We start from the raw sequence: 18,822 nt of genomic DNA, 5'->3' as shown, positions 1-18,822 counted from the left end.
TCTCGCCAAGAACCGAATTCCCTGTTCCTGACCGATAAAACGGAAGGAGATAGCCATGGGACTGAAGCAGGCGGACATTACAGCCATCCTTGGCCCGGTCGACGAGACGCTGATGGCCGAACTGCTTGCGACCGGCGCAACGGCCGGCGAGCTCGCAGAGGCGATCGCCTGGGTCAACAACGATGAAGCGCTGATCGGGGAAGGCCGCCATCTGCCGGCCGGACGCGTTGCGGCGCTGATCGATATCTTGACCCCGGACAACGAAGAAGAGCGGAATTTCGAACTGTAGTCGAAGACAACTGCTTGCCGGGTAAGTCCGATTGCAAGCCGCCTGCCGGGCGGCTGGGTGCGTGAGGCCATATGTTCGTGTTGAGGGAGGTCCACAATGGCTGCCAAGGAAGTCAGGTTCAGTAGCGATGCCCGCGATCGGATGCTGCGCGGCGTCGACATTCTCGCCGATGCGGTCAAGGTCACGCTCGGCCCGAAGGGCCGCAACGTCGTCATCGAACGCGCCTTCGGCGCGCCGCGCATCACCAAGGACGGCGTGTCGGTCGCCAAGGAGATCGAGCTCGACGACAAGTTCGAGAACATGGGCGCGCAGATGCTGCGGGAGGTCGCGTCGCGCACCAGCGACGTGGCCGGCGACGGCACGACGACGGCCACCGTGCTCGCGCAGGCCATCGTCAAGGAAGGCGTCAAGGCGATCGCGTCCGGCATGAATCCGATGGACCTGAAACGCGGCATCGATCTCGCCGTCGACGCGATCGTCGCGAAACTGAAGACCCATGCGCGCAAGATTTCCAACAATGAGGAGATCGCACAGGTGGGCACGATCTCGGCCAACGGCGACGCCGAAATCGGAAGCTATCTGGCTAAGGCCATGGAGCGTGTCGGCAACGAAGGCGTGATCACGGTCGAGGAGGCGAAAACCGCGGAAATCGAGCTGGAGATCGTCGAAGGCATGCAATTCGACCGGGGATATCTCTCCCCCTATTTCGTCACCGACCAGGAGAAGATGCGGGTAGAATTCGAAGACCCCTACATCCTCATTCACGAAAAGAAGCTTTCCAACCTGCAGGCGATGATCCCGATCCTCGAAGCGGTGATCCAGGCAAGCCGGCCGCTGTTGATCATCGCCGAGGATGTGGAAGGCGAAGCGCTGGCGACGCTGGTCGTCAACAAGCTGCGCGGTGGGCTGAAGATCGCCGCCGTCAAGGCGCCGGGCTTCGGCGACCGGCGCAAGGCGATGCTCGAAGACATCGCAATCCTGACAGGCGGCACCGTCATCTCCGAAGACCTCGGCATCAAGCTCGATAACGTGACGCTCGCCAATCTCGGGCGGGCCAAGCGGGTGATGGTCGAGAAGGAAGACACCACCATCGTCGACGGCGCCGGCACCAAGGCGGACATCGACGGGCGTGTCGGCCAGATCAAGGCGCAGATCGAGGAAACGACCTCCGACTACGATCGCGAGAAACTGCAGGAACGGCTGGCCAAGCTTGCCGGCGGCGTCGCGGTGATCCGGGTGGGCGGCTCGACAGAAGTGGAAGTGAAGGAAAAGAAGGACCGGGTCGACGACGCGCTGCATGCGACCCGGGCCGCGGTGGAGGAAGGCATTCTGCCTGGCGGCGGCGTCGCACTGCTCCGGGTCGTCCACGCGCTCGATGGGCTCAAGCCCGAAAACGACGACCAACGCGTCGGCGTCGAGATCGTGCGGCGGGCGCTGGAGGCGCCGGTGCGCCAGATCGCCGAAAACGCCGGCGCCGAGGGCTCGGTCATCGTCGGCAAACTTCGGGAGATGAGCGACTTCGCCCAGGGTTGGAACGCGCAGACCGGGGAATATGGCGATCTATACCGCATGGGCGTCATCGATCCGGCGAAGGTCGTGCGGGCAGCGCTACAGGATGCGGCGTCCGTCGCCGGCCTGCTTGTGACGACCGAAGCCATGGTCGCCGAAAAAGCGAAGAAGAACGGGCCCACGCCACCACCCGGCCCGGGCATGGATTTCTGACCCGCACCCGGCGGTCGGCCGCCTAGCCGGACGGCTGCCGGTGGCGCCCGACCTCGGCAATGGCAAGCTCAGCGATCGGCAGCAGGTCCGCTTCGCCGGCGCTGTCCTGCGCCTGGACCGTCATGCCCTGAAGGATGGCGCCGACGAAGCGCGCGAGGCCTCCGGCATCGGTGTCCGCGCGCAGTTCTCCATCCGCTATGCCCTGCCGGAAGCGCGCCTCCAGCAGCGCCAGCGTTTCGCTGCGCAGGGCCGAGACGTGGCTTGCGATCGCCTGGTTCTCGACGGCGCAGGTGAGCACCGCGGTTGAGATCATGCAGCCTTTCGGGCGCCCGGGGCGGGTAAACTCATGGGCCGACGCGCGCAGCAACTTGCCGATCACCTCGACCACGTGCCCTTTGCCGGCAAGATTGCGGCCGGCGGCCGCCCCCTCCTCGCGCCGATATTGTTCGAGCGCCTCGCGATAGAGATCCGCCTTTGAGGTGAATGCCGCGTAGAGGCTCTGCGGCGTGATCCCCATGGCGGCCGTGAGATCGGCGATCGACGCGCCTTCGTAGCCAAGCCGCCAGAAGGTTTCGCCGGCAGCGGCCAGTGCCACGTCGCGATCGAAAGCGCGCGGTCGCCCGCGGCGGCGCGAAGGCGATACCAAAGTCGCATCATTTTCCACAATGGTCACTCTAGAATTCTCTCAACACCTGGCGTATTCAGGAATGGTCATTGTGATTATAGAGGGATTTGTCCAATGAGTCTCCATCTGAAAGCCGCCGCACTGCTCGCTTTGCTGGTCGCCTCCCCTGCACTGGCCGACAATCAGAACACATCGCTGAGCGCACGGCTCGACCCAGTCATCGATCAGGCGATCGCCGACAAGCGCATCGTCGGCGCCGTGATCCTCGTCGCCCGCGACGGGCAACTTGTCTATTCACGCGCCGCGGGGCTCGCCGACCGGGAGGCCGGCCGCGCGATGAAGGAGAACGACATTTTCCGCTTTGCCTCGGTCACGAAACCTTTCGTGACGGCGGCGGCCATGCGCCTTGTCGAAGAGGGCCGGATCACGCTCGACGATCCGGTCAGCAAATGGCTTCCCGACTTCACGCCGACCTTTGACGGCAACCCGGCGACGATCCTCGTCCGCCATCTGCTCAACCATACGGCAGGGCTCGAATACGGCTTCTTCCAGCCGCCCGGCGGCAGCTATGCCAAGGCCGGCGTTTCCGACGGCCTCGATCTCACCGATCTCTCGCTCGACGAAAACCTGAAGCGTCTCGCCAGCGTCCCGCTCGCCTCCGAACCGGGCAAGGCCTTTCGCTATTCGCTGGCGATCGACGTGCTTGGTAGCGTCATCGAGAAGGCAACCGGCAAGACGCTAGACAAGGCAGTCAATGAACTCGTCGTCGCCCCGCTGTCGCTGACCGACGCCGGTTTCTCGACAAAGCCGTCGGAGAGATTGACCGCCGCCTATTTCGACGACTCGCCCGAACCGAAGCGCATGGAGGGAAGCATCCCCGTGCCGATCGGCGAAGGCAAACTGACGTTCTCGCCGGACCGCATCCTCGACGCCAAGCAATTCCCCTCGGGTGGGGCCGGCATGGCGGGGACGGCCAAGGATGTGCTGACCTTCCTCGAAGCCATCCGCAAGGGCGGCAGCCCTATCCTGTCGGCAGAGACGGTGAGGACGATGATGCAGGATCAGACCGGGCCTGAGGCTCAGACGCAAGGGCCCGGCTGGGGCTTCGGCTATGGCTGGGCCGTGCTCGTCGATCCCAAGGCCGGCGCCACGCCGCAATCGAAGGGCACGATCCAGTGGGGCGGCGCCTACGGTCACAACTGGTTCGTCGATCCGGTCGAGAAGATTACCGTCGTCGCCATGACCAACACGACCTTCGAGGGCATGTGGGGGCCGTTCACCCGCGATGTTCGCGACGCCGTCTACGGCAGGCACTGAACGGACATCTGGAGCAGGCAAAGAAAAAGCCCGGCGAGACGATCGCCGGGCTTTCTCTTTGGGATCAGGTCCGTTCGACCTTAGTCCTTCTTCTGCGGGATCGGGCGGATCGCCAGTTCGCGCAACTGGGCCGGCGTCGCTTCGGACGGTGCGCCCATCAGGAGGTCGACCGCCTGCTGGTTCATCGGGAAGATCGAGATCTCGCGCAGGTTCTTGGCGCCGACGAGCAGCATGACGATGCGGTCGATGCCAAACGCCATGCCGCCATGCGGCGGTGCGCCGTACTGGAAGGCGCGGTAGAGGCCGCCGAACTGGTCTTCGACTTCCTGCTGCGACTTGCCGGTCAGTTCGAACGCCTTGACCATCACTTCCGGAAGCTGGTTACGGATCGAGCCCGAGGCGATTTCAAAGCCGTTGCAGACCATGTCGTACTGGTAGGCCTTGAGCGACAGGGGATCTTCGGTGTTCAGCGCCTCGAGGCCGCCCTGCGGCATCGAGAAGGGGTTGTGGGCGAAGTCGATCTTCTTTTCGTCTTCCAGCCATTCGTAGAACGGGAAGTCGACGATCCAGCAGAATTCGTAGCGGTCACGGTCGACGAGGTTCAGTTCCTCGCCGGCGCGGGTGCGGGCTTCGCCGGCAAACTTGTAGAACTTCGTGGGATCGCCGGCGACGAAGAAGCAGGCGTCGCCGTCGTCAAGGCCGAGCTGGGTGCGGATCGCATCCGTGCGCTCTTCGCCGATGTTCTTGGCGAGCGGGCCGGCGCCTTCGAGCTTTTCGCCTTCCTTGCGCCAAAAGATGTAGCCGAGGCCCGGCTGGCCCTGGCTCTGCGCCCAGGCGTTCATGCGGTCGCAGAAGGCGCGCGAGCCACCGGTCTTGGCCGGGATCGCCCAGACTTCGACCTTCGGGTTCGACGCGATCATGTTCGCGAAGACCTTGAAGCCGGAACCGGCGAAGTGTTCGGTCACTGCCTGCATCTCGATCGGGTTGCGCAGGTCCGGCTTGTCGGAGCCGTACTTGCGGATCGCCGTGTCGTAAGGAATGCGCGGGAACTTCTCGGTTACCGGCTTGCCGTCGGCAAACTCGACGAAGATGTCGCGGATGACCGGCTCCATGGTCGACCAGACGTCTTCCTGCTCGACGAAGCTCATTTCCAGGTCGAGCTGGTAGAATTCGCCCGGCAGGCGGTCTGCGCGCGGGTCTTCATCGCGGAAGCACGGTGCGATCTGGAAATAGCGGTCGAAGCCGGCCACCATCAAGAGCTGCTTGTACTGCTGCGGGGCCTGCGGCAAGGCGTAGAAGCTGCCCGGGTGGATACGCGACGGCACGAGGAAGTCGCGCGCGCCTTCCGGCGACGAGGCCGTCAGGATCGGGGTCGTGTATTCGGTAAAGCCGACGTCGCCCATGTGGCGGCGCATCGACGAGATGATCTGGGTGCGCTTGACGATGTTCTTGTGCAGCGTGTCGCGGCGAAGGTCGAGGAAGCGGTACTTGAGGCGTACGTCTTCCGGATAGTCGGGCTCGCCGAAGACCGGCAGCGGCAGTTCCTTGGCGGCGGAGAGAACTTCGATCTCCTGCGCATAGAGCTCGATTTCGCCGGTCGGCATGCCCTTGTTGACGGTATCGTCCATGCGCGCCTTGACGAGGCCGTCAATGCGCACGACCCATTCGCCGCGAACGGTCTCGGCCGCCTTGAAGGCCGGGCTGTCGGGATCGGCGACGACCTGGGTGATACCGTAGTGGTCACGCAGGTCGATGAAGAGCAGGCCGCCATGGTCGCGGACGCGGTGGACCCAGCCCGAAAGGCGAACGGTGGAGCCGACATCCGACTTGCGGAGGGCGGCACAGGTGTGGCTGCGGTAACGGTGCATCGTCTTATCCCGGAATTGCAAAGGGCCGCGCAAGCTCGTGGGACACAGCGCGCGGCAACATGGTCAAAATCGGGCGGAAAAGCGCATGATGCGCAGCCTTTGTCAAGCTGCAGCGCCCGCTGCCGCCCCCGATGGAGGTGCGTTGTAAACGAAGGCAGGAGCCAGTCCAAGACCGCTTGTAACAGAAGGCGGGTGAAATGCCGCGAAAAGAACGGCAATCGTCACAATTCGGGACTGTCCGGCGGCAAAATGCGGGGCTACACATGAGCAAGGCCCGACAGTGATCCCACCCGAGTCGTGGCCGCCTTCCCGGATGTCGCCTGCCCCATGTCTCAGATTCGCCCGCTCATCCCCCTCCTCGTCACCGCAGGCATCCTCATCGGCGGCAACGGCCTGCAAGGCACCTTCATCTCGCTGCGTGCACTCGAAGAAGGGTTCTCGACATCGCTTATCGGGGTCATCGGCGCCGGCTACAATATCGGCTTCGCGCTCGGCTGCGTCTACGTCACCCGCATCCTGCGCTCGATCGGCCATATCCGCACCTTCTCGGCGATGGCGGCGATCGCGTCAGCGGCCGCCATTTCCATGGTGCTCGTCATCAATCCGCTGATGTGGTTCCTGATGCGGCTTCTGGCCGGCATCTGTTTTGCCTGCCTGTTCGCAACGGTCGAGAGCTGGCTGAACGCCAGCGTCACCAATGCCAACCGGGCCCGCACGCTTTCCGTCTATCGCCTCGTCGACCTCGGTTCGGTCACGGCGGCGCAATATGTGATTCCAGGCATCGGGCTTGGCGGCTTCGAGCTCTTTGCCATCATCTCCATGGCGCTGACGCTGTCGCTGGTGCCGATCTCCTTTGCCGACCGTTCAAGCCCGGTGGCGCCGGAGGCGATCCGCTTCGACGTCAAGGCGCTCTGGAACATCTCGCCACTCGCGACCGTCGGCTGCATCGTCGTCGGCCTGACCAACGCCGCCTTCCGCTCGCTCGGGCCGATCTATGCGCAGGGCATCGGCCTTTCGGTGACCGCGATCGCCACCTTCATGAGCGCCGGCATCATCGGCGGCGTCGTGTTGCAATATCCGCTCGGCCACTATTCCGATCGGTTCGACCGCCGCCTGATCATCCTGATCGCCACTTTCGGCTCGCTGCTCGCCGGCCTGTTCCTCGCCTTCGGCGCCGGCAACGACGAGTGGCTGAACTTTGCCGGCATCTTCCTGTTCGGCGCCTTTGCCATGCCGCTCTATTCGCTCTGCTCGGCGCATGCCAACGACCATGCGGCCGAGGGACAGCATGCGCTCGTTTCGGCCGGCATGCTGTTCTTCTGGTCGCTCGGCGCGATCATCGGGCCGCTGTTTGCATCCTTCCTGCTCGAAATCTTCGGGCCGCAGGCGCTGTTCATCTACACGGCAGCGATCCTCTTCCTGTTCATGCTCTACACGCTGCAGCGCATGACGGCGCGCGCGCCGGTACCGGCCGGTGAGCGGGCGATGCCGTTCCGCAACCTGCTGCGCACCTCGTCCTTCTTCAACAAACTCGCTGCCGGCAACAACCACAAACGCAAGGACCGCTGACCTGCGGCAAGATGCGCGCGATCAGGATAATTGCTGAACACAATAATCAGGTTTAGAACCGGCACACCTCAAACAGCAGCCGAGATCGCCGAAATGCCCGTCATCAGCCGCCGCACCTTCCTCCAAGGCTCCGCTGCTCTCGGAGGCGCCTTCACGCTCGGTGCCGGCATGGCGGCGCGCGCCGGCGCCGCACCCGATCCGCAGATCCTGATGGCGCAGCTAACCGAAGCCCAGATCGCCAAGGATGGGCTTACACCCAAGGTCATGACCTACGGCTTGGGTGAGACCTCAAGCAGCGCCATGCCGCCGGTCCTGCGCATGCGCAAGGGCGAACCCTATGCCGCCCGCCTCCTCAACCGGCTCGACGAGCCGACGACGGTGCATTGGCATGGACTGCGCATCGCCAACGCCATGGATGGCGTGCCGGAACTGACGCAGCCCTATGTCTATCCGGGCGACCATTTCGACTATCTGTTCACCCCGCCCGATGCCGGCACCTTCTGGTACCACCCGCATTGCAACACGCTGACCCAAATGGGCGCCGGCCTGACCGGCGTTATCGTCGTCGAGAACCCTGACGACCCGACCTTCGATGCGGAGATCGTGCTCAACCTGCGCGACTGGCGGCTCGGCACGGGCGGCGCCTTCATCGACGCATTCAAGCCGCGCGATGCGGCCCGCGGCGGCACCTACGGCACGGTGCGCACCGCCAACTGGCAGCAAGAGCCTACCTATGACGCGCCGGCCGGCGGCCTGGTGCGCGTGCGCATCGCAGCAACGGACGTCACCCGCATCTATACGATCGGCCTTGAGGGCGCGGACGCAATGGTCATTGCGCTGGACGGCAATCCGATCGACAAGCCCTTTGCGCTTGACCGCTACGATTTTGCCCCCGGCCAGCGCGTCGATCTTGTCGTGCGCATGCCCGATGGCGAAGGCCAGACGGCCACGCTTGGCAACCTGCGTGGATCGCATCCCTGGACGATCGCGCGCTTCCGCTCAGCCGGTGCCTCGCTCAAGCGCGACCTTCGGGATGTCGCCCCCTTGCCCGCCAACCCGATCGCGGAAGCCGATCTTTCCACCGCCACCCGCGTGCCGCTCGAACTGACGGCGACGGCGGAGCACAAGGCGACGCCTTCGATCTGCGGCTCGCTCGGCTACACCTTCTGGGCGATCAACAAGGTTCCGTGGCCGGGCGACACGCCCGACCCGATCGCGCCGATCGAAGAGATGAAGCTCGGCAAGAGCTATGTGCTCGAGATCGCCAACCGGACGCCGCATGCGCATCCGATCCATCTGCACGGCCTGAGCTTCCGCATTATCAATTCCAACAAGCGGACTTTCCTGCCGCCGCCGACCGATACGATCCTGCTTTTGCCCGACGAACAGGCGGAAGTCGCGCTTGTGGCGGACAATCCGGGCGATTGGGTCGTGCATTGCCATATCATCGAGCACCAGAAGACCGGCATGACGGGTTATTTCAAAGTCGTCTGAGATTTCGATTGTGACAGATGCCGCGAAGAGTTACACGAAATTCCAAGCCGCATTTTCGCCACAGTGATTTAAATCTGATGATTGAAACAACAGCAGACCTTGAGGCCGCCTGCCAGCAGCTGGCCCTTTCAAATTATATTACGATTGATACCGAATTTCTTCGCGAGACGACTTTCTGGCCGGAGCTTTGCCTGATCCAGATGGCGAGCCCGGACCTTGCCGTGATTGTCGACCCGATGGCAAAGGGCATCGATCTTGCGCCCTTCTTCGCGCTGATGGCCAACCCTGAGGTCATCAAGGTGTTCCATGCTGCGCGTCAGGACATCGAGATCATCTTCCATCTCGGAAACCTTATTCCGCATCCGATCTTCGATACGCAGGTCGCGGCGATGGTTTGCGGCTTTGGCGACAGCGTTTCCTACGACCAGTTGGTCAACCGCGTCACCGGCACGCAGATAGACAAGTCCTCGCGCTTTACCGACTGGAGCCGCCGTCCGCTGACCGAAAAGCAGCTCGACTATGCACTGGCCGACGTCACGCATCTGCGCGACATCTACAAATACCTGGCGGCAGAACTCGAGCGCGAAGGCCGTTCGCTCTGGCTGACCGAAGAGATGGCCATTCTCGAGGCCCGTGACACCTACGACCTGCACCCTGATGACGCCTGGCAGCGGCTGAAGATGCGGGTGAAGAAGCCGATCGAACTCGCCGTACTGAAGACGGTTGCGGCCTGGCGCGAGCGCGAAGCGCGTGCCCGCAACGTGCCGCGCGGCCGCATCCTCAAGGACGATGCCATCTACGAGATCGCCCAGCAGCAGCCGAAGGATGCGGAAGCACTCGCACGGCTCCGGACCATCCCCAAGGGCTGGGAACGCTCCACCGCCGGAACGGCGGTTGTCGAGGCCGTCAACGAGGCGCTGGCGATCCCGAAGGCCGATCTGCCGAAGCTTCCACGCCAGAGCCATGCGCCGGAAGGTGCTGCTGCCGCCGGCGAAATGCTGAAGGTGCTTTTGAAGCTGATCGCCGAGAAGCAGGGCGTCGCCGCGAAGATCATCGCCAACAGCGATGATCTCGACAGAATAGCAGCCGAGGGCGAGAAGGCGGATGTCGCCGCGCTCAAGGGCTGGCGGCGCGAACTCTTCGGCGAAACGGCACTGAAGCTGATCAACGGCGACGTCGCCCTGCGCTTCGTCGACAAGAAGATCGAAGCAGTGGAAATCGGCGCCGAGATCACGTCCGCGTCAGCTTGAAAAAGGGATCGGGCGGAGACAAGTTTCCGCCCGAATCCAGCTCTAGCCAAGGGCCGGGCGGAACAGAATCACCATCGTTTCAAGCGAGGTGACGTGAGCCGGCGTCCTGGGCAGCGCCGGCCGACACGGATGCCGCCTCTTCCGGTACCGGAGCTTTCTGCATGCGTTGGCGCTTTTCGACTTTCGAAGGACTTCTCTTGCTGCTGGTCATCGCCGGCGCCGGTGCGGTCTACGCATGGGTTTTCTACGGCAAAGGCGCCCTGATCGGCGCGACCTATGCGCTCTTCATGTGCCTTCCGATCATCGCGTTCGAGCGACGCATCATTTTTCGGCGCCTGCATCGGCGGATCCACGCCTTCTCCACGCCGGTCTTCTTCGTCGCGTCGCTGGTGATCTACTTCGTGCTTCTCGACGTCGGCTATGCCGCCGCCGGCCTGCTCATGCAGACGGGTGGCGTCATGAAAGACCATTGGATGGACGCGATGATGCCGTCCAAGACAGTCCTCGTCTTCGCGCTCGGCGTTTCGGGTTCGCTCGTCTTCATCCTCAGGGTTCGCGAACTGCTCGGACGCGACGTCTTCTTGAGCCTGCTCACCGGCCGCTACCGCAGGCCGGTCGAGGAGGAACGCGTCTTCCTCTTCATCGACCTTGCCGGATCGACAGCCTATGCCGAGAAACACGGCGACCTCAGGATGCAGGAATATCTCGGCCGGCTGTTTGCAACGATCGCCGATCCGGTCATGCGCTACCGCGGCTCGATCGACGATTACATCGGTGACGCCGCCGTCATTACCTGGCCTTTCGATCGCGCCACCAACAATGCCGCCTGCATTCATTGCGTCTTCGACATCCTGGAGATGATCGATGCGGACGCGACCCGCTGGCAAAAAGAGTTCGGCGAAGTTCCGCGCCTGCGCGCAGCACTTCATGGCGGCACCATCGTCGCGGCGGAAATCGGGCTCGACCGGCACAAGATCACCTATTTCGGCGATACGGTGAACACCACAGCCCGGCTTGAAGGCTTCTGCAAGACGCTTGGCCACCAGGTGCTGATCTCCACCGACTTCGCCCGCAAGATGCGCCTGCCGCACTACGTCCGGGTCGAGGATCTCGGCGAGCATGCCGTCAGAGGACGGGGGCAGAAGCTTGGCGTTCTGTCGTTGCGCGCGGGCAGCGCGGCGCCTCAGCTGGCATCGACCGCGGCCGAGTGATACCGGCCGGCCACACGACATCGACCGACCGGATCGTGACCGCCGTCAACCGTGCAGCTTGGCGCCCTTGGTGATCTTGTCGACAAGCTTCTTGTCCGCATGAATGGCAATGCCGGCGACTGCAGCGTCTTCGGGACTTGTCTCGGCGAAGACCGCACGGTTGGCGTGGTCGTGGCCGGTGGCGAACATGGCGTCCACATAGATCGAGGCTTTGACCTCTCTTTCGATCGCACGCCGTTGAATGTTGCCGAGCGTCTTCCCATCTGCGGCTAGCACGATGATCGGCTGGATGCTCAAGGCGTTGTAGACGTTGCCGGCGCCATCGCGATAATCTTCGCCGATGATGTCGGGCTTCTGTCCGGCGATCCCGGTGGCGAGGAAGGCGGTGACGTTGAGCTTCTGCCAGGTTGCCAGGTCCTCGCGCAAGACGATTGCAAATTTGGTATCGAACATGACGGCCATCTCCATTTCAGCCCGACAGGGCGTGCCGGAAGACGCATTATCGGACGGTGCAGCAATCGATCTTGAACGATTGTGCGGGGCACCCGGCGACGGCATTCGGGTGGCGCCTGCCGTCGATGGCATCGAGCGCATCGAGGCGCGCCTGCATGGAAAGTTCTTCGAGCCGCACCGCCACGATACCTACGCCATCGGCGTGACGCTCGGTGGCGTGCAGACGTTCCAGTACCGTGGCGAAAGTCGCTTCAGCAATCCTGGAAGCATCATCATCCTCCATCCGGACGAGATCCACGACGGCGGCGCGGGAACGGAGATCGGGCTTCGCTACAGAATGATGTACCTGCAGCCGGAACGGCTGCTCGCAGCCCTTGACGAAACCGATCGTTCCCTGCCCTTCGTCGCGGCCCCTGTCGTGGGCGACGAGGCGCTGAGGCTGGCGGTCGGCGAAGCCGTCATGGATCTCGACAATGGCATCGACGAACTGGCACTCGACGATATCCTCGTGCGGATCGCCGAGGGGCTCTACCGTCACGCCGGCACCAAGGACGCCAAGCCCGGAAAGGCCGACAAGCACGCCGTTCTACAGGCAAGCGAGTTCCTTCGCGCCAATCTCGAACGCCCCGTCGGCTCGCAGGAGCTGGAGGTGGTGAGCGGGCTCGATCGCTTCACGCTCGCCCGGCAATTCCGCCGGGTTCTCGGCACCAGCCCGCACCGCTACTTGCTGATGCGCCGACTGGAGCGGGCACGGCAGATGATCGCCCGGGGCGAAAGCCTTGCCGGTGCAGCACTCGAAACCGGCTTTGCCGACCAGGCGCATTTCACTCGTCATTTCAAGCGCGCCTACGGCCTGACGCCCGGCCGCTGGGCGAGCCTTGCCGTCGCCGGCCAATGCTGTCACCAAAGCTTCATCGGGTTGTAAAGCAAGCATCACCCAACCGTCATCATAGCCGCCTATCGGGTTCGGACTGCAGCGCCGCGCGTCGTGGGACGCGCAAGGGTCGCTGCAGCACGTCGAATTTGCTGCACGTCTTTCTCCTTGGATCTACGGCGATCCAAGGCGGCAGGCAGAAGGCTCCAACCCAAGGTGAACTTCATGACGAAAACGCTTCTCGCCACTGCGGCTCTTTCCCTTTTGATGACGATGGCCGCCTCGGCCGAGGAAAAGTCCTTCACCGCGACCCTGAAGGGCCACGCGATCCTGCCGGCAAACACGATCATCGCTGCCCCCGCGGACGCGCCTGAACATCTCAAGACCTCCGGCAAGTTCACCACCGCGGACCGCAAGCGTGCCGAAGCGCTCGGCACCGTGCCGGGCAAGGACGGCGTGCGCCTGACCGGTCTGTCGCTTCCCTTCGACGGCCAGCCGATGCAGGGCTTTTCCGGCATCAAGGCGATGGAAGATGGTACGTTCTGGAGCCTGTCCGACAACGGCTTCGGCAGCAAGATGAACTCCAGCGACGCCATGCTGATGCTGCACCATGTGAAGATGGACTGGGACGCCGGCAAGGTCGAAGCGCTGAAGACACTGTTCCTGACCGACCCGGACAAGAAGGCCCCCTTCCCGATCGTCATGGAAGGCTCGGACAAGCGTTATCTCACCGGCGCCGACTTCGACGTCGAATCGATCCAGCCGGTCGCCGACGGCTTCTGGGTGGGTGAAGAGTTCGGCCCGTACATCCTCAAGTTCGATCTCGACGGCAAGCTGACCGACGTCATCGCGACCACGGTCGATGGCAAGCCGGTGATGTCGCCCGACAATCCGACGCTGACGCTGCAGGGCGATCCGTCGAAGAAGACGCCTGCCTTCAATCTGAAGCGCTCCGGCGGCTATGAAGGCATGGCGCTTTCCAAGGACGGCAGCAAGCTTTACGGCCTGCTCGAAGGGCCGATCTGGACCGACAGCGAAACGGTCGAGCAGGCCGATGGCCGCCCAGCGCTGCGCATCATCGAACTCGATGTCGCAAGCAAGGCCTGGACCGGCCGTAGCTGGCTCTACCCGCTGGCTGAAGGTGGCGAGGCAATCGGCGACTTCAACATGCTCGACGACAAGACCGCACTGGTGATTGAGCGCGACAATGGCGCCGGCACGATGGACAAGGCCTGCGCCGATCCGAAGGACCCGAAGCCGGACTGCTTCGCAACGGGCTCCAAGGTCAAGCGCATCTACAAGATCGCCTTCGACGACACCAATGCCGGCAAGGCCGTGCACAAGATCGGCTACATCGACCTCTTGAAGATCGCCGATCCTGATAACAAGAAACGCCAGGGCGGCGGCGAAGGCTTCTACGACATGCCCTTCGTCACCATCGAAAACGTCGACCGCGTCGATGCGACCCACATCATCGTCGGCAACGACAACAACCTGCCGTTCTCGGCCGGTCGCGCGCTCGACAAGGCCGACGACAACGAGTTCGTGCTGCTCGAAGTCGGCGACTTCCTGAATGCCGAATAAACAAGAAGGGCGCGCGAATTTCGGTTCGCGCGCCCTTCCTTTTTTAGTCCGGGATTTCTTCGGCGTCAGCTTTCAAAGTGGAAAGCGAGCCGCTTGCCGGTAAGCTTTCCGAGTTGCTGCAGGCGGCCATCCAGACGCTCTCCGGCAAACTCCGAATAGGCAGTCGGAACGACAATTTCCAGATCCACGTCCGGAAGCGACGACTTGCGGAACGTCAGGTTCCGCGCAATGCCGGGCATCGATGCCGAGAAGAGGTAGGCGACGCGCAAGAGGCCGCCGAGCAGCTTTGCCAGTTCCAGCAGGCGCGGCGTGGTGATGCCGGCAAGCGCGTTCGTGGCGCCGTCGTCGTTGAGCCCCTCGAAGCGGTAATAATTGGAAAGCGCGATATAGGCCCGGCCGGCGTGGGTAATGCCCGAGAAGGTCGAGTGGGCAATGATGTTCAGCGCCTGCAGGCCGCGATAATCCGGATGCGCGCGCCAGCTGATATCGGCGAGCAGGCAGGCGGCCTGGCGATACCGGCCCTCCTCTTCGGTCTCCTCGATGCCGAAGAACGGCACCATGCGGCCGGTCCAATCGGCCAGCTCACGGGCGTGCTCGGGCGAGCGGGCGCGCAGGATGGCGATCTCGTTTGCCGCTGTCAGCAGCGGATCCTGGGCGCGCTCCTCGTCCTTCAAGAGCGAAAACAGATAGCCTTCGCGAACGCCGAGCGCCGAAAAGGAAATCCGCTCCGGCTTCATGATCTCAAGCGCTTCCTGCATGGCGATCGCCCCGAAGGGCAGAAGGCTGCGGCGGCTTTTCGAGATCGTCGAATAGGCAGATGGCTTGATGTTTTTCGGCTCGATCACTTCCGGCAGAAGCGCCATCGCCTCGTCGAAGGAAATCTCGTAGCCCTGCATCATGTGCAACGGATAGTCGCGGATCTCCATGTGCAGCTTGGCGATCGAGCGCCAGGTGCCGCCGACCGCATAGAAGGTGCGCCCCGTGCCGGTCTTCAGCACGGCCGAGTTCTTCATGAACTTGCGCACCCAGGTGCGTGCCTTGGTGAGCGAACCGTTGCTGTGTTCGAACAGGCGGATACCGCCGAGCGGCAGGGTGATGCCCTTGCCGATCTTCGTGCCGGCGACGTCGACGAGTTCGAGCGAGCCACCGCCAAGGTCGCCGACGACACCGTCGGGATCGTGGTAGCCGCTGACGATGCCCATCGCGGAATAATAGGCCTCTTCCTCACCGGTGAGGATGCGGACCTTGTGACCGAGGATCGCCTCGGCCTTCTCGATGAAGGCCGGGCCGTTGCTCGCCTCGCGCGCGGCTGCCGTCGCCAGCACATACATCGAGGTCGCCCGCGCCTGTTTGGAGAGCGCGTGAAAGCGATGCAGCGCTCTCAGCGCGCGCTCGACGCTGTCTTCATCCATGCGTCCGGTCGCATCGATGCCTTTGCCGAGACCGCACATCACCTTTTCGTTGAACAGCATGGCCGGCGAGCGGCTCAGGCCTTCGTAGACGACAAGGCGGATGGAGTTCGAACCGATATCGATAACGGAAACCGGGCGGATGCCGGGCAGACGCCCCTGCGCTTCAGATTCGACCATGCAATTCCAGTTTATTTGTGCCAGCCGCTCTTCCAGCCGGCTATGAGCTTCGGTGCGCTGGACTTCAGGGCCTCGCCCCGGCCGGAGAGGCTGGGATTGGTCATGAAATAGTGCTGTGCGTTGAAAGGCTCGGCGTCCTTGCCGACTTCCATCCGGCGAGAGGTGCCATCGGGAAGAATTTCGTAGCTCTGCTGGTTGTCGATGAGATTACCCAGCATGATCTGCGACAGAACCTGTTCGTGCACAGTCCGGTTGATGAGAGGCACGAGCGTCTCAACCCGCCGGTCCAGATTGCGCGGCATCATATCCGCCGAGCCGATATAGACAAGGGCATTCTCCGATGGAAGCCCGTGACCGTTGCCGAAGCAGAATATGCGGGAATGTTCGAGGAATCGACCGACGATGGACTTGACACGGATATTGTCCGACAGCCCCGGGACCTGCGGCCGCAGGCAGCAGATGCCGCGCACGACAAGGTCGATTTCGACGCCGGCGCGGCTCGCCTTGTAGAGCGCGTCGATGATCTCGGGATCGACGAGCGAGTTCATCTTCATCCAGATCGCAGCCGCGCGACCCGCCTTGGCATGCTCAATCTCTTCGTCGACGTGCCTGAGGATGCGCGGACGCAGCGTGTGCGGCGAGACCGCCAGTTTCATGCCCGCCTCCGGCTCGCCATAGCCGGTGATGAAATTGAAAATGTTCGCCATGTCGTGGGCGATCACAGGATTGCAGGTGAAGAACGACAGGTCGGTGTAAATCTTCGCCGTGACCGGGTGGTAGTTGCCGGTGCCGAGATGGCAATAGGTCCGAAGCTTGCCCTCTTCGCGCCGCACCACCATCGACATCTTGGCGTGGGTTTTCAGTTCGATGAAGCCGAAGACGACCTGCACGCCGGCGCGTTCCAAATCGCGCGCCCAGCGGATATTGGCTTCCTCGTCGAAACGGGCCTTGAGTTCGACCAGCGCCGTCACCGACTTGCCGGCCTCGGCAGCGTCGATCAGGGCCCGCACGATCGGGCTGTCGTTCGAGGTGCGGTAAAGCGTCTGCTTGATGGCGACGACATCAGGATCGCGCGCCGCCTGCAACAGGAACTGCACGACGACGTCGAAGGACTCGTAGGGGTGGTGCACCACCATGTCCTTCTCGCGGATCGCCGCCAAGCAGTCGCCGGCATGCTCGCGCACGCGCTCCGGGAAACGCGGATTGTACGGCTCGAAGCGCAGATCGTCGCGCGGAGCCTTGGTGATTTCGGACAAAGTGTTGAGCGCCAGCAGTCCCGGCAGGACGGCGATCCGGTTTTCCGGGACGCCCAGTTCCTGCACCACGAACTGGCGCAGCGACGCCGGCATTTCCGAATCGGTCTCGATGCGGATCACCGAACCGCGGCGACGGCGCTTCAGCGCGGTCTCGAAGAAGCGCACCAGGTCTTCGGCCTCTTCCTCCACTTCGATATCGCTGTCGCGAATGATGCGGAAGGTACCGGAGCCCTTGACCTCGTAGCCGGGGAACAGCCTGTCGATGAACTGGCTGACCATATCTTCGAGGGTGATGTAGCGGATGACGTTCTTGACGTCGGGCAGCCGGATGAAGCGGTCGAGCGCGACCGGCAGGCGCAATAGCGCCGTCATCGGCTCACGGCCGGTCTTGCTGACCAGCTGCAGGCCCATCGAGAAGCCGAGGTTGGGAATGAACGGGAACGGATGGGCCGGATCGATCGAGAGCGGCGTCAGCACCGGGAAGATCGCCTGGTCGAACTCGTTGGCAAGCCAGCTCCTGTCCTGCGCCGACAGCGAGGCCGGGCGAACGATGAGGATGTCTTCCTTGGCGAGGTACTGCTGCAGCACGGCGAGTGAGGCCTGCTGCTCCATCTGCAGATTGTCGATTTCCTTCAGGATGTCTTCGAGCTGCTCGACCGGGGTCTTGCCGTCGGGCGAGCGCATCGAGAGGCCCTGGCGCACCTGGCCTTCGAGGCCGGCGACACGCACCATGAAGAACTCGTCGAGGTTGGCAGCCGAGATCGACAGGAAGCGGACGCGCTCCAGCAGCGGATGCGCGGTGTTCAGCGTTTCCTCGAGCACGCGGCGATTGAACTGCAGCCAGGAAAATTCGCGGTTGATGAAGCGCTGCGGGCTCGTCAGCAGGTCGACGTCCTCCGCCGATGCCTGATTTTCGTTCACCGCAGATAGCGCGTTATCCATGCTTTTCAGATCCCATTGCTCCGGCTGCACCGGCTATCTCAGTTTGACGACGGTTCTGTGACAGTCAATCGGACCGACGCTGATTTCCCAGTTCTTCGAGCACTTCGGAGGCGAGCGCGCGCGAAAGCTTCGTGCCGCGGGCGAGCGCCAGATGGTCGATGCGCTCGACGATCGTCTGCGCGGCTTCGAGCGACCGTTCCATGCGCTGGACTATGTAGCCGACCAGCCGCTCGTCGACGAGGAGCTGGCGATCGGCAAAGAGCTTGATCAGCACCTGCGTCAGCAATTCGTCGTCGGGCTCGCCGATCTCGACCACGGTCGCGGCCTTCAGGCGCGAACGCAGGTCCGGCAGCGTCACCGGCCAAGACATCGGCCAGAGCCGCGTCGTCATCAGCAGGCTGGTGCCATGCTGGCGCACGTTGTTGATGACGTGGAACAACGTCGTGTCGTCGAAACCGCTGCGGTCGGCATCCTCGAAGAGAACGGGCCTTTCGGCCGCGATCAACGCGGCATCGGAGCCGGCGAGCGGGTGGATGACTTCCGCCCCTGCCCGCTCCTTCCAGATGCTGGCGAGGTGCGATTTCCCGGATCCGACCGGGCCGGCGATGATGACCACCGGCGCCGGCCAGTCCGGCCAATGGTCGACGATGGCGATGGCCGCGCTCAGCCTGTCGGAGACGAGCAGGTCCTCACGACCCGTCGCCGGGTCGTGGCCAAAGGCCAGGGGGATTTGTTCAAATGGGCGTTTTGTCATGCTGTACTCGGGACAATCGTCGGAA

15 protein-coding genes are annotated in these 18,822 nt (G+C 63.2%); 9 read left to right on the top strand and 6 right to left on the bottom strand.

What is annotated here, in order from left to right:
- The first annotated feature begins 55 nt into the window (after positions 1-55).
- Positions 56-289 (top strand): hypothetical protein, encoded by a 234-nt coding sequence (locus tag ACIQUG_RS00715; protein ID WP_043611430.1) that lies wholly within the window; start codon positions 56-58, stop codon positions 287-289.
- A gap of 96 nt (positions 290-385) precedes the next feature.
- Positions 386-2,011, top strand: coding sequence for a chaperonin GroEL (gene groL / locus ACIQUG_RS00710; protein WP_402316419.1), 1,626 nt, complete (start codon positions 386-388; stop codon positions 2,009-2,011).
- A 22-nt stretch (positions 2,012-2,033) separates the two neighbouring features.
- Here groL and ACIQUG_RS00705 read toward each other — a convergent pair whose 3' ends face one another.
- Positions 2,034-2,684, bottom strand: coding sequence for a TetR/AcrR family transcriptional regulator (locus ACIQUG_RS00705; protein WP_402316416.1), 651 nt, complete (start codon positions 2,682-2,684; stop codon positions 2,034-2,036).
- A 66-nt stretch (positions 2,685-2,750) separates the two neighbouring features.
- Between ACIQUG_RS00705 and ACIQUG_RS00700 the strand changes: the two genes are divergently transcribed.
- A complete protein-coding gene (locus tag ACIQUG_RS00700; protein WP_402316414.1) occupies positions 2,751-3,953 on the top strand; it encodes a serine hydrolase domain-containing protein in 1,203 nt (400 codons plus the stop codon).
- An 80-nt stretch (positions 3,954-4,033) separates the two neighbouring features.
- On the opposite strand, the gene aspS is transcribed toward ACIQUG_RS00700, so the two are convergent.
- Complete coding sequence (gene aspS, locus ACIQUG_RS00695; RefSeq protein WP_402316411.1) at positions 4,034-5,821, bottom strand: aspartate--tRNA ligase; 1,788 nt, start codon at positions 5,819-5,821, stop codon at positions 4,034-4,036.
- Positions 5,822-6,148: 327 nt separating this feature from the next.
- On the opposite strand from aspS, the gene ACIQUG_RS00690 reads away from it, so the two are divergent.
- The 4 genes from ACIQUG_RS00690 (at position 6,149) to ACIQUG_RS00675 (ending at position 11,345) form a co-directional block, all read left to right on the top strand.
- Positions 6,149-7,390, top strand: coding sequence for an MFS transporter (locus ACIQUG_RS00690; protein WP_205239160.1), 1,242 nt, complete (start codon positions 6,149-6,151; stop codon positions 7,388-7,390).
- A 93-nt stretch (positions 7,391-7,483) separates the two neighbouring features.
- Positions 7,484-8,884, top strand: coding sequence for a multicopper oxidase family protein (locus ACIQUG_RS00685; RefSeq protein WP_402316408.1), 1,401 nt, complete (start codon positions 7,484-7,486; stop codon positions 8,882-8,884).
- A gap of 77 nt (positions 8,885-8,961) precedes the next feature.
- Positions 8,962-10,134, top strand: coding sequence for a ribonuclease D (gene rnd / locus ACIQUG_RS00680; RefSeq protein ID WP_402316405.1), 1,173 nt, complete (start codon positions 8,962-8,964; stop codon positions 10,132-10,134).
- Positions 10,135-10,295: 161 nt separating this feature from the next.
- Positions 10,296-11,345: an adenylate/guanylate cyclase domain-containing protein gene (locus ACIQUG_RS00675; RefSeq protein WP_402316402.1), complete on the top strand. Its 1,050-nt coding sequence runs from the start codon at positions 10,296-10,298 to the stop codon at positions 11,343-11,345.
- A gap of 45 nt (positions 11,346-11,390) precedes the next feature.
- Here the strand turns inward: ACIQUG_RS00675 and ACIQUG_RS00670 are convergent, their stop codons facing one another.
- Complete coding sequence (locus tag ACIQUG_RS00670) at positions 11,391-11,798, bottom strand: DUF2000 family protein (protein WP_402316399.1); 408 nt, start codon at positions 11,796-11,798, stop codon at positions 11,391-11,393.
- Between ACIQUG_RS00670 and ACIQUG_RS00665 the strand changes: the two genes are divergently transcribed.
- Positions 11,797-12,723 carry an AraC family transcriptional regulator gene (locus ACIQUG_RS00665; protein WP_402316397.1) on the top strand — a complete coding sequence of 309 codons (927 nt, stop codon included), beginning with the start codon at positions 11,797-11,799 and terminating at the stop codon, positions 12,721-12,723. The genes ACIQUG_RS00670 and ACIQUG_RS00665 overlap by 2 nt on opposite strands.
- 174 nt (positions 12,724-12,897) lie before the next feature.
- Complete coding sequence (locus tag ACIQUG_RS00660) at positions 12,898-14,256, top strand: esterase-like activity of phytase family protein (protein ID WP_402316394.1); 1,359 nt, start codon at positions 12,898-12,900, stop codon at positions 14,254-14,256.
- A gap of 65 nt (positions 14,257-14,321) precedes the next feature.
- On the opposite strand, the gene ppx is transcribed toward ACIQUG_RS00660, so the two are convergent.
- The 3 genes from ppx to hdaA all read right to left on the bottom strand — a co-directional run bounded on the left by ppx (position 14,322) and on the right by hdaA (position 18,797).
- Positions 14,322-15,845 carry an exopolyphosphatase gene (gene ppx, locus ACIQUG_RS00655; protein WP_402316391.1) on the bottom strand — a complete coding sequence of 508 codons (1,524 nt, stop codon included), beginning with the start codon at positions 15,843-15,845 and terminating at the stop codon, positions 14,322-14,324.
- Positions 15,846-15,856: 11 nt separating this feature from the next.
- Positions 15,857-18,043 carry an RNA degradosome polyphosphate kinase gene (locus tag ACIQUG_RS00650; protein ID WP_402316389.1) on the bottom strand — a complete coding sequence of 729 codons (2,187 nt, stop codon included), beginning with the start codon at positions 18,041-18,043 and terminating at the stop codon, positions 15,857-15,859.
- A 64-nt stretch (positions 18,044-18,107) separates the two neighbouring features.
- On the bottom strand, positions 18,108-18,797 hold the full coding sequence (gene hdaA / locus ACIQUG_RS00645; protein ID WP_043611420.1) for a DnaA regulatory inactivator HdaA: 690 nt from the start codon (positions 18,795-18,797) through the stop codon (positions 18,108-18,110).
- Positions 18,798-18,822 lie beyond the last annotated feature (25 nt).

Origin of the sequence: Ensifer sp. NPDC090286 (assembly GCF_044769565.1) — a bacterium.
Classification (GTDB): domain Bacteria; phylum Pseudomonadota; class Alphaproteobacteria; order Rhizobiales; family Rhizobiaceae; genus Ensifer.
This window is presented reverse-complemented; position numbering and strand designations above follow the sequence as displayed.